13 protein-coding genes are annotated in these 14,209 nt (G+C 59.0%); 10 read left to right on the forward strand and 3 right to left on the reverse strand.

Annotated elements, in window-relative coordinates:
- Positions 1–40 precede the first annotated feature (40 nt).
- Positions 41–748: an arginyltransferase gene (locus JBE38_RS21625; RefSeq protein WP_060755654.1), complete on the forward strand. Its 708-nt coding sequence runs from the start codon at positions 41–43 to the stop codon at positions 746–748.
- A 100-nt stretch (positions 749–848) separates the two neighbouring features.
- On the forward strand, positions 849–1,067 hold the full coding sequence (gene infA / locus JBE38_RS21630; RefSeq protein WP_002553999.1) for a translation initiation factor IF-1: 219 nt from the start codon (positions 849–851) through the stop codon (positions 1,065–1,067).
- A 193-nt stretch (positions 1,068–1,260) separates the two neighbouring features.
- Here infA and clpA read toward each other — a convergent pair whose 3' ends face one another.
- The gene (clpA, locus tag JBE38_RS21635; RefSeq protein ID WP_060755655.1) at positions 1,261–3,531 is read right to left on the reverse strand and encodes an ATP-dependent Clp protease ATP-binding subunit ClpA; all 2,271 of its coding nucleotides are present in this window, start codon (positions 3,529–3,531) and stop codon (positions 1,261–1,263) included.
- Between the two features lie 29 nt (positions 3,532–3,560).
- On the reverse strand, positions 3,561–3,929 hold the full coding sequence (gene clpS / locus JBE38_RS21640) for an ATP-dependent Clp protease adapter ClpS (protein WP_060755656.1): 369 nt from the start codon (positions 3,927–3,929) through the stop codon (positions 3,561–3,563).
- Positions 3,930–4,153: 224 nt separating this feature from the next.
- Between clpS and cspD the strand changes: the two genes are divergently transcribed.
- Positions 4,154–4,423 carry a cold shock domain-containing protein CspD gene (cspD, locus tag JBE38_RS21645; RefSeq protein WP_145977759.1) on the forward strand — a complete coding sequence of 90 codons (270 nt, stop codon included), beginning with the start codon at positions 4,154–4,156 and terminating at the stop codon, positions 4,421–4,423.
- A 76-nt stretch (positions 4,424–4,499) separates the two neighbouring features.
- Here cspD and icd read toward each other — a convergent pair whose 3' ends face one another.
- Entirely contained in the window at positions 4,500–5,756 is a 1,257-nt protein-coding gene (gene icd, locus JBE38_RS21650; protein WP_205345095.1) for an NADP-dependent isocitrate dehydrogenase, read from the reverse strand.
- A gap of 495 nt (positions 5,757–6,251) precedes the next feature.
- Here icd and JBE38_RS21655 point away from each other — a divergent pair, with 495 nt between their 5' ends.
- The 7 genes from JBE38_RS21655 to JBE38_RS21685 all read left to right on the forward strand — a co-directional run bounded on the left by JBE38_RS21655 (position 6,252) and on the right by JBE38_RS21685 (position 14,093).
- Entirely contained in the window at positions 6,252–8,477 is a 2,226-nt protein-coding gene (locus tag JBE38_RS21655; protein ID WP_060755658.1) for an NADP-dependent isocitrate dehydrogenase, read from the forward strand.
- Between the two features lie 205 nt (positions 8,478–8,682).
- Positions 8,683–9,129 (forward strand): NUDIX hydrolase, encoded by a 447-nt coding sequence (locus JBE38_RS21660; protein ID WP_090370268.1) that lies wholly within the window; start codon positions 8,683–8,685, stop codon positions 9,127–9,129.
- 59 nt (positions 9,130–9,188) lie between these two features.
- The gene (mnmA, locus tag JBE38_RS21665) at positions 9,189–10,313 is read left to right on the forward strand and encodes a tRNA 2-thiouridine(34) synthase MnmA (RefSeq protein ID WP_090370265.1); all 1,125 of its coding nucleotides are present in this window, start codon (positions 9,189–9,191) and stop codon (positions 10,311–10,313) included.
- Entirely contained in the window at positions 10,310–10,933 is a 624-nt protein-coding gene (hflD, locus tag JBE38_RS21670) for a high frequency lysogenization protein HflD (protein ID WP_046068637.1), read from the forward strand. The genes mnmA and hflD overlap by 4 nt, the downstream gene beginning before the upstream one ends.
- A 123-nt stretch (positions 10,934–11,056) precedes the next feature.
- Entirely contained in the window at positions 11,057–12,427 is a 1,371-nt protein-coding gene (gene purB, locus JBE38_RS21675; protein WP_010209589.1) for an adenylosuccinate lyase, read from the forward strand.
- 84 nt (positions 12,428–12,511) lie between these two features.
- Complete coding sequence (locus JBE38_RS21680) at positions 12,512–13,678, forward strand: ribosomal protein uL16 3-hydroxylase (RefSeq protein WP_205345096.1); 1,167 nt, start codon at positions 12,512–12,514, stop codon at positions 13,676–13,678.
- Complete coding sequence (locus tag JBE38_RS21685; protein WP_060755662.1) at positions 13,671–14,093, forward strand: GNAT family N-acetyltransferase; 423 nt, start codon at positions 13,671–13,673, stop codon at positions 14,091–14,093. Before JBE38_RS21680 ends, JBE38_RS21685 begins: the two co-directional genes overlap by 8 nt.
- Positions 14,094–14,209: the final 116 nt, after the last annotated feature.

Genomic DNA, 14,209 nt, shown 5'->3' on the forward strand with positions numbered 1-14,209 from the left:
TGGCTTACACTTATTTCAAAGCTTATCCCGAGGGTTGATCATGACCGAGCTGGCGCGCTTGAAGTTTTATGCCACTCAAGCCCACTCTTGCAGCTATCTGCCCGATGAGCAGGCCACCACGCTGTTCCTCGACCCCAGCCAGCCCATGGATGTGCATGTGTACGCCGATTTATCGGAAATGGGCTTTCGACGCAGCGGCGACCACCTGTACCGACCTCATTGCCAGAACTGCAATGCTTGCGTACCGGCGCGCATCCCGGTTGCGCAGTTTTTACCCGACCGCAATCAGAAGCGCATCCTCAAGCGCAATGCCGACCTGTCGGTAAAGGCCACCACGCCACGGTATACCGAAGAATATTTCGACCTTTACCAGCGCTACATCGAGCAACGCCACGCCGATGGCGACATGTTTCCGCCCAGCCGCGATCAATTTTCCACGTTCCTGGTGCGCGACCTGCCCTTCTCGCGCTTTTATGAATTCCGCCTGGATGGCCGCCTGCTGGCCGTGGCCGTAACCGATCTGCTGCCCAACGGCCTGTCGGCGGTCTACACCTTCTATGAGCCAGACGAAGATCGCCGCAGCCTGGGGCGCTTCGCGATCCTGTGGCAAATCGGCGAAGCCTTGCGCCTGGAACTGGAGGCGGTGTACCTCGGTTACTGGATAAAAAACTGCAAAAAGATGAATTATAAGACCCAATATCGGCCGATTGAGCTGCTGATTAATCAAAGATGGGTCACGCTTAACTAGAACCCCTTGGCGGGAACACCCTTTTTCGGGCACAATGCACGCCGCTTTTGCCTGGCGCAGTTGCACCGGGCCATTCACTGGACACCGAGGGCTTTACTGCATGTCGAAAGAAGACAGCTTCGAAATGGAAGGCACTGTCGTCGACACCCTGCCCAACACCATGTTTCGCGTGGAGTTGGAAAATGGGCACGTCGTAACCGCGCATATCTCCGGCAAGATGCGCAAGAACTACATTCGTATTCTTACCGGTGACAAAGTGCGCGTCGAGCTGACGCCCTATGACTTGAGCAAAGGGCGCATCACTTACCGCGCTCGCTAAGCTAGTCAATACAAAACGCCCGGTTATGCCGGGCGTTTTTGTTTGCATAGAGTTTTGCCGAGATCACAAAACCCATGTGGGAGGGGGCTTGCTCCCGATAACAATGGACCAGGCAACCAATCTGTTGCTGAACCACCGCTATCGGGAGCAAGCCCCCTCCCACAAGGTGCTTTTGCGCTGCTGCAGTAAACTGTCAGGCCATTTCAGCCGTGGTCTCGAACTCGAAGGTCAATTCGCCGTCCTTCAGATCGATATGCACCACGCCACCATGGTCGGACAATTCGCCGAACAGGATCTCTTCAGCCAACGGCCGCTTGATCTTGTCCTGGATCAGACGAGCCATTGGGCGAGCACCCATTGCCGCGTCGTAGCCACCTTCGGCCAGCCAATTGCGCGCCGCGTCCGTAACATCCAGCTGCACGCGCTTGTCTTCCAACTGCGCCTGAAGCTCGGTGAGGAACTTGTCCACCACACTCTTGATGACCTCATGGCTGAGGCGACCAAACTGGATAATGGTGTCCAGACGGTTGCGGAACTCCGGTGTAAAGCTCTTCTTGATCACTTCCATGGCATCGGAAGAATGATCCTGATGGCTGAAACCGATCGAAGCCCGCGCAGCCGTTTCGGCACCGGCGTTGGTGGTCATGATCACAATCACATTGCGGAAGTCCGCCTTGCGCCCGTTGTTGTCGGTCAGAGTCCCGTGATCCATGACCTGCAACAGCAGGTTGAAGACTTCCGGGTGGGCCTTCTCGATTTCGTCGAGCAGCAATACGCAATGCGGCTGCTTGGTGATCGCTTCAGTCAACAGGCCGCCCTGGTCGAAACCGACATAACCCGGAGGCGCGCCGATCAGGCGCGACACAGTGTGACGCTCCATGTATTCGGACATGTCGAAACGCACCAGCTCAATGCCCATGGCCTTGGCCAACTGCCGCGCCGCTTCGGTCTTGCCGACGCCAGTCGGGCCGGCGAACAGGAACGAACCAACCGGCTTGTCCGGTGATTTGAGCCCCGCACGGGACAACTTGATCGCCGTGGACAACGAGTCGATGGCCGCATCCTGACCGAACACGGTCAGCTTGAGGTCGCGCTCCAGGTTACGCAGCAGCTCTTTATCGGAGCTGGTGACGTGTTTTGGTGGGATCCGTGCGATTTTCGCCACGATATCCTCAACCTGAGGCACGTCGATGCGTTTCACACGTTTCTCGACCGGCTGCAGGCGCTGGAAGGCCCCCGCTTCGTCGATCACATCGATAGCCTTGTCGGGCATGTGCCGGTCGTTGATATAGCGCGACGCCAGCTCAGCCGCCGAACGCAGCGCCTCATCGGTGTACTCGATACCGTGGTGCGCCTCGAAGCGCCCCTTGAGGCCGCGCAGAATGCCGATGGTGTCTTCAACCGACGGCTCGGACACGTCAACTTTCTGGAAGCGGCGTGCGAGCGCGCGGTCTTTTTCGAAGATGCCGCGAAATTCCTGGAACGTCGTCGAGCCGATGCAACGGATATCACCCGACGAAAGCAACGGCTTGAGCAGGTTGGACGCATCCATCACGCCACCGGATGCCGCACCGGCGCCAATGATGGTGTGGATTTCGTCAATGAACAGGATTGCCTGCGGGCGTTTTTTCAGTTCGCCGAGCAACGCCTTGAAACGCTTCTCGAAGTCGCCACGGTATTTGGTCCCCGCGAGCAATGCCCCCAGGTCCAGGGAGTAGACGACGCTGTTGGCCAGCAGGTCAGGCACCTGGTTATCGACGATGCGCTTGGCCAGGCCTTCGGCAATCGCGGTTTTACCTACGCCGGCCTCGCCGACCAGCAACGGGTTGTTCTTGCGACGACGCGCAAGGATCTGCGCTACACGCTCAACCTCCAGCTCACGCCCCACCAGCGGATCGATCCGCCCCTGGCGCGCCAGCTCATTGAGGTTGCTGGCATAGGCATCCAGCGGGTTGCTTGAAGAAGAAGACTCACCGCCCTCATCGTCCTGCATATCCTGCTCACCTTCGGAATGATCGCCGTGCCCAGGCACTTTGGAGATACCGTGGGCGATATAGTTGACGACATCAATACGGGCAACGCTCTGCTGCTTGAGCAGGAACACTGCCTGGCTTTCCTGTTCGCTGAAAATCGCCACAAGCACATTGGCGCCTGTGACTTCACGCTTACCGGAGCTCTGTACGTGGAAAACAGCACGCTGCAATACCCGTTGAAAGCCCAGGGTCGGCTGGGTTTCACGGTCCTCGTCATGCACGGGGATCAGTGGCGTGGTGGAGTCGATAAACTCCTGCAGGTCATGCTTGAGTTTGTCGAGGTTGGCGCCGCACGCACGCAGAACGGTGGCGGCAGCTTCATTATCCAAAAGTGCCAGCAGCAGGTGCTCGACGGTCATGAACTCATGACGTTTCGAGCGAGCCTCCTTGAAGGCAAGATTGAGGGTGACTTCGAGCTCGCGGTTTAACATAGCTTCACCTCATACCCAAGTGGTCGGCGTTAACCGTCCTTCTCGATTTCACAGAGTAGCGGATGCTGGCTTTCCCTGGCGTACTGGTTGACCTGCATGGCCTTTGTCTCGGCGATGTCGCGGGTAAACACTCCACATACTGCCCGTCCTTCTGTGTGAACGGCCAGCATTACCTTGGTCGCCAACTCGCGGTTCAGGTTAAAAAACACCTCGAGCACTTCGACGACGAAATCCATCGGTGTGTAGTCATCATTAAACAAAACCACCTTGTACATGGGCGGCGCCTGTAGAGCAGGCTTGGCCTCCTGAACAGCAATGCCTGCAGAGCCGTCCTCGTCATGTTCCTGATCCGGGCGATCCTGATTGAATGTTAGTCGAATCTGGCTATTTGCATGCATGGAAAGAAAGGTTCGTCAGTGGTTCAAATACAGTGGTGGGGGCGCCTTGCCAGAATTTCAACTCTGACCGATTGGTCGCCTTGACTATCGGAAAATCGGTGATACAACCAATAGAACCCACATTGGGTAAAAAAGGTCCGCGCAGTCAACCTTATTTATTCGGGTTAGGACGGATAAACTGGATGATACTCCAGTGATGGAGTCTGGTGCAGAGGGATATGGGCATGACTAGCGGTAAGGTCAAGTGGTTCAACAATGCCAAGGGTTTCGGCTTCATCAATGAAGACGACAAGGACGGAGAAGACCTTTTTGCGCATTACTCGGCAATTAAAATGGATGGTTATAAAACACTGAAAGCGGGCCAAGCGGTGAGCTTTGACATCATTCAGGGACCGAAAGGACTGCACGCCGTGAACATCTGTGCAGTTGCGGCTGACGCCAGCACAAAAACCGCCACCCCCACCGCTCAAAAAGAAAAGAAATTAACGGTCTGAACGACCACGAGCGTGTGAGCAGCGATAAAAAACGGCCACCCTAATCAATTTGGGGTGGCCGTTTTTTTGCCTCCTCTTACATATGCGAAATCAGCGCCTCACCAAAACCCGATGACGATACGAGTTTTGCGCCATCCATCAGCCGCTCGAAGTCGTAGGTCACGGTCTTCGCCGAAATGGCGCCGTTGGTGCCCTTGATGATCAGGTCAGCGGCTTCGGTCCAGCCCATGTGACGCAGCATCATCTCTGCCGAGAGGATCAGCGAGCCTGGGTTGACCTGGTCCTTGCCCGCATACTTGGGCGCTGTACCGTGGGTCGCCTCGAACATCGCCACGGTGTCGGACAGGTTGGCCCCCGGGGCAATGCCGATACCGCCTACTTCGGCCGCCAAGGCGTCGGAGAGGTAGTCGCCGTTCAGGTTGAGCGTGGCGATCACATCATATTCAGCCGGGCGCAACAGGATCTGCTGGAGCATGGCGTCGGCAATGGCATCCTTGACCACCACATTCTTGCCGGTCTTGGGGTTCTTGAACTGCATCCAGGGACCGCCATCCAGCAAGGTTGCGCCGAATTCTTCAGCCGCCACTTCGTAGGCCCACTCCTTGAAGGCCCCCTCAGTGAATTTCATGATGTTGCCTTTGTGCACGATGGTCAGCGAATCGCGGTCGTTATCCACCACATATTGCAGGGCCTTGCGCGCCAGGCGCCGAGTGCCTTCCCTGGAGACCGGCTTGACGCCAATGCCACAATCCTGATCGAAACGGATCTTGGTGACGCCCATTTCTTCCTTCAGGAACTTGATCACCTTGATCGCTTCCGGGGAACCGGCTTTCCACTCGATCCCCGCGTAAATGTCTTCGGAGTTTTCGCGGAAGATGGTCATGTCCACATCTCCCGGCTTCTTGACCGGGCTCGGTACACCCTCAAACCAGCGCACCGGACGCAGGCATACATAGAGGTCAAGTTGCTGACGCAGGGCCACGTTCAACGAACGGATGCCGCCACCGACCGGCGTGGTGAGCGGGCCTTTGATGGACACCACGTAATCCTTGACTGCATCCAGGGTTTCCTGGGGCAGCCAGGTGTCCTGGTCGTAGACTTGAGTTGCTTTTTCGCCGGCATAAACCTCCATCCAGGAGATTTTGCGCTTGCCGCCGTACGCCTTTTGAACAGCTGCATCGACAACCTTGATCATCACCGGGCTGATATCGACACCAATGCCGTCGCCTTCGATGTAGGGGATGATCGGGTTATCAGGAACATTGAGAGAATGGTCTGCATTGACGGTGATTTTGTCGCCGGCTGCCGGAACCTGAATCTTCTTGTATCCCATGCTGAACTCCATCTTTGGATTGAACATCTGGCTGCGTTCGAGCCTACTCCAGATAAATGACGACTGAAACCTCACGCCACGCTCATTTGCATCGAAAACAGCATATTTAGTCGCCTACAAGCTTGAAACAAAAGGCAAAATCGCCAATCTTGAGCACATCATGCGACTAAGGTAGCAACGTGGTACCTGCGACCTTTAGACCAATGGACGACACACCTTTTGTATGAAGGCTCGGCGTAAGCATAGCGACCTATGTATAATGCCGCCGCTGACCCAAGAGTCACGACAGCCGACCGCTCTGGAACAGGTGCCCTCGGCTCGCAAAGCAGGACTATTACAATAGTCCACCCGCTTGACGCTCGACTGATGCAACCCAACATCACCGCGAAGAAACCTCGACATTTCGCTCATGGATGGCTTTGAACGAACGCGCTCCACCCGGCGCATCTCGAGTTTCTGCGCACGCTTTCAGCAAAGAAGAGAGTTAATCCGAATATGCCCACCCGCTCGAAGATCATCTACACCTTCACCGACGAAGCCCCTGCCCTCGCCACCTATTCACTGCTGCCTATCGTAGAGGCCTTCACCGCTTCCGCTGATATTGCCGTGGAAACCCGCGACATCTCCCTGGCCGCGCGCATCCTGGCAAGCTTCCCCGAGCAACTGGGCACCAAGGCCGTCCCGGACCACCTCGCCGAGCTGGGCGCCCTGGCCGTTACGCCTGAAGCCAACATCATCAAGCTGCCTAACATCAGCGCCTCGACCCCGCAGCTGCAAGCCGCGATCAAGGAACTGCAGGCCCAGGGCTATGCCCTGCCGGACTACCCGGAAACCGTAACCACCGACGCGGAAAAAGAAACCCGCGCACGTTACGACAAGGTCAAGGGCAGCGCCGTGAACCCGGTCCTGCGCGAAGGCAACTCCGATCGCCGCGCACCCCTGTCGGTCAAGAACTACGCACGCAAGCACCCGCACAAAATGGGCGCCTGGGCTGCCGACTCCAAGTCCCACGTTGCGCACATGAGCAACGGCGACTTCTACGGCAGCGAAAAAGCCGTACAGATCGAGGCCGCTGACGCCGTCAAAATCGCGCTGGTTGCTCAAGACGGCACCACCACCGTCCTGAAAGAAAAGACCAATGTGCAAGCCGGCGAGATCATCGACACCGCCGTGATGAGCAAAAGCGCCCTGCGCTCGTTCATCGCCGCCGAGATCGAAGACGCCAAGAAACAAGGCGTGCTGCTGTCGGTTCACCTCAAAGCCACCATGATGAAGGTCTCCGACCCGATCATGTTCGGCCAGATCGTTGCCGAGTTCTATAAAGACGCCCTGGCCAAGCACGCCACCGTGCTCGAGCAGATCGGCTTCAACCTGAACAACGGCATCGGCGACCTGTACGCCCGCATCAAGACCCTGCCGGCCGACCAGCAAGCCCAGATCGAAGCGGACATTCAAGCGGTCTACGCCGCTCGCCCTTCCCTGGCGATGGTCAACTCCGACAAAGGCATCACCAACCTGCACGTACCAAGCGACGTGATCGTCGACGCCTCGATGCCGGCCATGATCCGCGACTCCGGCAAGATGTGGGGCACCGACGGTCAACTGCACGACACCAAGGCAGTGATCCCGGATCGCTGCTACGCCACCATCTACCAGGCCGTCATCGAAGACTGCAAGGCCAATGGCGCCTTCGACCCGACCACCATGGGCAGCGTGCCGAACGTTGGCCTGATGGCGAATAAAGCCGAAGAGTACGGCTCCCACGACAAGACCTTCCAGATCAAGGCTGACGGCGTGGTTCGCGTCACCGACAGCAAGGGCAACCTGCTGATGGAACAGAAAGTCGAGGCCGGTGATATCTTCCGCATGTGCCAGACCAAAGACGCGCCGATCCAGGATTGGGTCAAGCTCGCCGTCAACCGCGCCCGTGCCAGTAATACCCCGGCAATCTTCTGGCTGGACCCCAAGCGTGCACACGACGGCGTCGTGGTCGAGAAAGTTCAGGCTTACCTGAAAGACCACAACACCGAAGGCCTGGATATCCGCATCATGTCGCCGGTCGACGCGATGAAGTTCACCCTGGAGCGTACCCGCAAGGGCCTGGACACCATCTCGGTGACCGGCAACGTACTGCGCGACTACCTGACCGACCTGTTCCCGATCATGGAACTGGGCACCAGCGCCAAGATGCTGTCGATCGTGCCGCTGATGAATGGCGGCGGCCTGTTCGAAACCGGCGCCGGCGGCTCGGCACCAAAACACGTGCAGCAACTGCTGGAAGAAAACTTCCTGCGCTGGGACTCCCTGGGCGAATTCCTGGCCCTGGCCGCCTCGCTTGAGCATTTGGGTGTGACGTACAACAACCCGAAAGCCCTGGTATTGTCCAAGACCCTGGACCAGGCCACCGGCCAGTTCCTCGACAACAACAAGTCGCCATCACGCAAAGTCGGCAACATCGACAACCGTGGCAGCCACTTCTACCTGGCGCTGTACTGGGCACAAGCCCTGGCCGCCCAGACCGAAGACGCTGCACTGCAAGCGCAGTTTGGCGAACTGGCAAAAACCCTGGCCGAGAACGAAGCAACCATCGTTGCCGAGCTCAACGCAGTACAGGGCAAGCCAGTGGATATCGGCGGCTACTACGCGCCGAACCCAGAACTGACCAGCAAAGCCATGCGCCCAAGCAACACCCTCAACGCGGCGATTGCCAAGTTGAAGTAAGGTTGTAAGGATGCAAAGAAGCCCCGGCCCCGTGCCGGGGTTTCTGTTTCCAGCGTTTAACTGAAGAAACACAATCTCTGTGTGGGAGGGGGCTTGCTCCCGATGGCGGAGTATCAGTCAACAGACTCATTGACTGACCTACCGCCATCGCGAGCAAGCCCCCTCCCACACTGATCGAGCCACACTCTGAATCGAGAGGCCTCCCATGACCTGGCAACCCCACATCACCGTCGCCACCATCGTCGAAGACAACGGCCGCTTCCTCATGGTCGAAGAGCTCAAAGGCGGCCGCGCCGTGCTCAACCAGCCCGCCGGTCACCTCGACCCGCATGAGAGCCTGACCGAGGCCGCCATCCGCGAAACCCTCGAAGAAACCGGCTGGGACGTCGAAGCCACCGGCATTGTCGGGATCTACCTGTACACTGCCCCCAGCAATGGTGTGACCTATCAACGGGTCTGCTTCATCGCCAAGGCACTCAAACATCACCCGGACTATTCACTCGACGAAGGCATCCTCCGCGCCCGCTGGCTGACCCGCGACGAGCTGATGGCCTTGCGCGACGACTGGCGCAGCGAGTTGATCATCCGCTGCATCGATGATTATCTGGCCGGACAGCGCCACAGTCTCGAATTGATCCGCCCTTCCCTTTAGCCTTGCGCGCGCTAGCCTGTTAGAATCGCGTCCTTTTTCAAGACACCCGTTGAAACCCTATGCGTGATCCAGCCCCTTCTGACACACCAAAGAAGCGCGTCATCGTCGGCATGTCCGGCGGCGTGGACTCTTCCGTTTCCGCCGTTCTGCTCATGGAGCAGGGTTATGAGGTGGAAGGCCTGTTCATGAAGAACTGGGAAGAAGACGATGGCACGGAATATTGCACCGCCATGGACGACCTGGCGGACGCCCAGGCCGTGTGCGACAAGATCGGCATCAAGCTGCACACCGCCAACTTCGCCGCCGAGTACTGGGACAACGTGTTCGAGCACTTCCTGGCCGAATACAAGGCCGGCCGCACGCCGAACCCGGACATCCTGTGCAACCGTGAAATCAAGTTCAAGGCGTTCCTCGACTACGCCATGATGCTCGGCGCCGACCTGATTGCCACTGGCCACTACGTGCGCCGCCGCGATATCGATGGCCGCACCGAACTGCTCAAGGGCCTGGACCCGAACAAGGACCAGAGCTACTTCCTGCACGCCGTCGGCGGCGAACAGATCGCCAAGACCCTGTTCCCGGTGGGCGAGCTGGAAAAACCAGAAGTGCGCAAGATCGCCGAGAAACACGGCCTGGCCACTGCCAAGAAGAAGGACTCCACCGGCATCTGCTTTATCGGTGAGCGCCGCTTCAGCGACTTCCTCAAGCAATACCTGCCGGCGCAACCGGGCGAGATCAAGACCACCGACGGTGAAGTGATCGGCCGCCACCACGGCCTGATGTACCACACCATCGGCCAGCGCCAGGGCCTGGGCATCGGCGGGCTGAAAGATGCCGGGGAAGAGCCGTGGTACGTGCTGGTCAAGGACCTGGAACACAACGAACTGATCGTTGGCCAGGGCAATGAGCACCCGCTGCTGTTCTCCGGCGCCTTGCTGGCCTCCGAGATCTACTGGGTCAACCCGATCGACCTGAGCACCCCGCGCCGCCTGACGGCCAAGGTGCGCTATCGCCAGAGCGACCAGCCCTGCACCCTGGAAAAAACCGCCAACGGCTATCGCGCCACCTTCGATGACCCGCAGCGCGCAGTCACCCCCGGCCAGTCCGTCGTCTTCTATGACGGTGAAATCTGCCTGGGCGGTGGCGTGATTGAAGTCGCCGAAGCCTGGAGCAGCCCGGCATGAGCCCGACCCAGGAGCAATTGACGGCACTGGGCGGGGTTTTCCTCGCCGCGGTACTGGTGGACAAGATCGCCAAGACCGGCCAGGTCACCGAGGCCGGGCTGACCTGCATGCTTGGCAGCCTGCTGATCCGCGACCCCAAGGATACCCTGGAGGTCTACGGCGGAGATGACCTGGCGCTGCGTGAAGGTTATCGCGCACTGATCGGCGCCCTGGAACGCGACCCCAGCACCCTGCAACGCGAACCGCTGCGCTACGCCCTGTCGATGCTGGGCCTGGAGCGCCAGTTGGCCAAGCGCGACGACATGCTGGAAACCATCGGCAAACGCTTGCCGCAGATCCAGTCCCAGGTGGAACACTTCGGCCCGGCCCACGAAAACGTGATCGCGGCCTGTGGCGCGCTATACCAGGACACCTTGAGCACATTGCGCCAGCGCATCCAGGTGCACGGCGACATGCGCAACCTGCAGCAACCGAACAACGCCTCGAAGATCCGCGCCCTGCTCCTGGCCGGTATTCGTTCGGCGCGGCTGTGGCGCCAATTGGGCGGTCATCGTTGGCAATTGGTGATCAGCCGGCGCAAATTGCTCAAAGAGCTTTACCCGTTGATGCGCAACGAATAAGTCGCAGCAACCCCAGTTTTGAAGCATTACGCGTAATACGCCGGTCAGTTGGCGACGGACCGGCGGATTTTTTCATGTATGATACGCGCCCCATTTCGTTGCCCGACTGTCCGAGAACACCCCATGCAGCTCTCTTCGCTCACTGCGGTTTCCCCTGTTGACGGCCGCTACGCCGGCAAAACCCAGGCCCTGCGCCCGATTTTCAGCGAATACGGTTTGATCCGTGCTCGCGTTCTGGTTGAAGTGCGCTGGCTCCAGCGCCTGGCCGCTCACCCCGCCATCAGCGAAGTCCCGGCGTTTTCCGCCGAAGCCAACGCTGTATTGAACACCCTGGCGGAAAACTTCTCCCTGGAGCACGCCGAGCGTGTCAAAGAGATCGAGCGCACCACCAACCACGACGTAAAAGCCATCGAGTACTTGCTCAAAGAGCAAGCGGCCAAGCTGCCGGAACTGGCCCAGGTCAGCGAATTCATCCACTTTGCCTGCACCAGCGAGGACATCAACAACCTGTCCCACGCCCTGATGCTGCGCGAAGGCCGTGATGACGTAATGCTGCCGCTGATGCGCCAGACCGCCAACGCCATCCGCGAACTGGCCATCCGCTTTGCCGACGTGCCGATGCTGTCGCGTACCCACGGCCAACCGGCTTCGCCGACCACCCTGGGCAAAGAACTGGCCAACGTGGTGTACCGCCTGGAGCGCCAGATCGCTCAAGTGGCGGCCGTACCGTTGCTGGGCAAGATCAACGGCGCCGTAGGCAACTACAACGCCCACCTGTCGGCCTACCCTGAGATCGACTGGGAAGCCAATGCCCGCGCCTTCATCGAAGACGAGCTGGGCCTGGGTTTCAACCCTTACACCACGCAGATCGAGCCGCACGACTACATCGCCGAGCTGTTCGACGCGATTGCACGCTTCAACACCATCCTGATCGACTTCGATCGCGATATCTGGGGCTACATCTCCCTGGGCTACTTCAAGCAGCGCACCATTGCCGGTGAAATCGGTTCGTCGACCATGCCGCACAAGGTCAACCCGATCGACTTCGAAAACTCCGAAGGCAACCTCGGCATCGCCAACGCCCTGTTCCAGCACCTGGCCAGCAAGTTGCCAATCTCCCGCTGGCAGCGCGACCTGACCGACTCTACCGTGCTGCGCAACCTCGGCGTGGGTTTCGCACACAGCGTGATCGCGTACGAAGCCAGCCTCAAGGGCATCAGCAAGCTGGAGCTCAACGAGCAGAAAATTGCGGCCGACCTGGACGCTTGCTGGGAAGTCCTGGCCGAGCCGATCCAGACCGTGATGCGCCGCTACAACATCGAAAACCCTTACGAGAAGCTCAAGGAATTGACGCGCGGCAAGGGCATCAGCCCCGAAGCCCTGCAAACTTTCATCGACGGCCTGGACATGCCTGCCGCCGCCAAGGCCGAGCTGAAACTGCTCACTCCGGCCAACTACATCGGCAACGCTGTAGAGCAAGCCAAGCGCATCTGATCATAGCAAGACCCTTTGAGACGCCCGGCCGCGCCGGGCGTTTTTATTCCAGTCTGAAAAGTGCTTTTTTTCAATAGGTTACACATGAATCCTGATATCCCTCTTCAACTTCTGGGCGGCATCACAGCACGGGAATTCCTGCGCGACTACTGGCAGAAAAAGCCGCTGCTGATCCGCCAGGCCATCCCTGATTTCGAAAGCCCGATCGACGCCGACGAACTGGCCGGCCTGGCCCTGGAAGAAGAAGTCGAGTCGCGCCTGGTGATCGAACACGGTGAACGCCCGTGGGAACTGCGTCGCGGCCCGTTCGCTGAAGATGCTTTCAGCACCTTGCCCGAACGCGAATGGACCCTGCTGGTGCAGGCCGTGGACCAGTTCGTGCCGGAAGTGGCCGAGTTGCTGGAGCAATTCCGTTTCCTGCCAAGCTGGCGCATCGACGATGTGATGATCAGCTTTGCAGCACCGGGAGGCAGCGTAGGCCCGCATTTCGATAACTACGACGTGTTCCTGCTGCAAGCCCAAGGCAAGCGCAACTGGAAGATCGGCCAGATGTGCAGCTCCGAGAGCCCGCTGCTGCAACACGCCGACCTGCGCATCCTCGCCGAATTCGAAGAGAGCGCCGAATGGGTACTGGAGCCGGGCGACATGCTCTACCTGCCACCCCGCCTGGCGCATTTCGGCATTGCCGAAGATGACTGCATGACCTACTCCGTCGGCTTCCGCGCCCCGAGCGCCGCCGAAGTGCTGACCCACTTCACCGACTTCCTCAGCCAATACCTGACTGACGAAGAGCGCTACACCGACGCCGACGCCCAACCGGCCAGCGACCCGCACCAGATCCAGGGCGACGCACTGGACCGCCTCAAGAGCCTGCTGGCCGAGCACATGAGCGACGAGCGCATGCTGCTGACCTGGTTCGGCCAGTTCATGACCGAGCCACGCTACCCGGAACTGGTAGCCGGTGAGGACTTGGGTGAAGATGACTTTATCAACGCCCTTCAAGACGGTGCGATTTTGGTACGCAACCCGAGTGCGCGCCTGGCCTGGTCCGAAGTCGACGACGATGTGCTGCTGTTTGCCAGCGGCCAGAGCCGTTACCTGCCGGGCAAACTGCGCGAACTGCTGAAGCTGGTGTGCTCGGCTGACGCACTGCACAGCGAAAACCTCGGCGAATGGCTCGCCGACGAAGACGGTCGCGACCTGCTGTGCGAACTGGTCAAGCAAGGAAGCCTGGGGTTTGCCGATGAATAAGATTCACGTAAGTGTCGCGGACTGGCAAAAGGATATCGCTGAGATTCGGCGCATTCGTGAAGCGGTATTTATCGCCGAACAATCGGTTCCACCCGAGCTTGAATGGGACGCCGACGACGCCGGCGCGGTGCATTTCCTGGCATTCGAAGGCGACTTTCCGATCGGTACCGCCCGCCTGCTGCCCAGCGGCGAAATCGGGCGCGTATCGGTGCTCAAGGACTGGCGCGGACTTAAAGTCGGCGACAAGCTGATGGAAGCCGTGATCGGTGCGGCCGAGCAACGCGGCCAGCGCAAGCAGTTCCTCAGCGCACAGGTCTATGCCGCGCCGTTCTATGAGCGGCTGGGCTTCAAGATCGTCAGCGAAGAATTCCTGGAAGTCGGGATTCCGCATGTTGATATGGTGCGTGAGGGCTGATTCAGGATCGAGTCGCTGCCATCGGGAGCAAGCCCCCTCCCACACTTGACCGAGTCATTCTTCGGAGCGCGGTCAAAATGTGGGAGGGGGCTTGCTCCCGATAGCTATTTCAGCAA

It is taken from the genome of Pseudomonas sp. ICBG1301, from assembly GCF_016918385.1.
In the GTDB taxonomy this organism is placed as follows: domain Bacteria; phylum Pseudomonadota; class Gammaproteobacteria; order Pseudomonadales; family Pseudomonadaceae; genus Aquipseudomonas; species Aquipseudomonas palleroniana.

What these genes read in the sequence shown, in the direction of transcription:
- JBE38_RS21655 (WP_060755658.1), top strand. Translation starts at nt 6,252, where the DNA reads ATGCCCACCCGCTCGAAGATCATCTACACCTTCACCGACGAAGCCCCT.
- JBE38_RS21680 (WP_205345096.1), top strand. Translation starts at nt 12,512, where the DNA reads ATGAATCCTGATATCCCTCTTCAACTTCTGGGCGGCATCACAGCACGG.
- JBE38_RS21660 (WP_090370268.1), top strand. Translation starts at nt 8,683, where the DNA reads ATGACCTGGCAACCCCACATCACCGTCGCCACCATCGTCGAAGACAAC.
- cspD (WP_145977759.1), top strand. Translation starts at nt 4,154, where the DNA reads ATGACTAGCGGTAAGGTCAAGTGGTTCAACAATGCCAAGGGTTTCGGC.
- purB (WP_010209589.1), top strand. Translation starts at nt 11,057, where the DNA reads ATGCAGCTCTCTTCGCTCACTGCGGTTTCCCCTGTTGACGGCCGCTAC.
- clpS (WP_060755656.1), bottom strand. Translation starts at nt 3,929, where the DNA reads ATGCATGCAAATAGCCAGATTCGACTAACATTCAATCAGGATCGCCCG.
- mnmA (WP_090370265.1), top strand. Translation starts at nt 9,189, where the DNA reads ATGCGTGATCCAGCCCCTTCTGACACACCAAAGAAGCGCGTCATCGTC.
- hflD (WP_046068637.1), top strand. Translation starts at nt 10,310, where the DNA reads ATGAGCCCGACCCAGGAGCAATTGACGGCACTGGGCGGGGTTTTCCTC.
- infA (WP_002553999.1), top strand. Translation starts at nt 849, where the DNA reads ATGTCGAAAGAAGACAGCTTCGAAATGGAAGGCACTGTCGTCGACACC.
- JBE38_RS21685 (WP_060755662.1), top strand. Translation starts at nt 13,671, where the DNA reads ATGAATAAGATTCACGTAAGTGTCGCGGACTGGCAAAAGGATATCGCT.
- clpA (WP_060755655.1), bottom strand. Translation starts at nt 3,531, where the DNA reads ATGTTAAACCGCGAGCTCGAAGTCACCCTCAATCTTGCCTTCAAGGAG.
- JBE38_RS21625 (WP_060755654.1), top strand. Translation starts at nt 41, where the DNA reads ATGACCGAGCTGGCGCGCTTGAAGTTTTATGCCACTCAAGCCCACTCT.
- icd (WP_205345095.1), bottom strand. Translation starts at nt 5,756, where the DNA reads ATGGGATACAAGAAGATTCAGGTTCCGGCAGCCGGCGACAAAATCACC.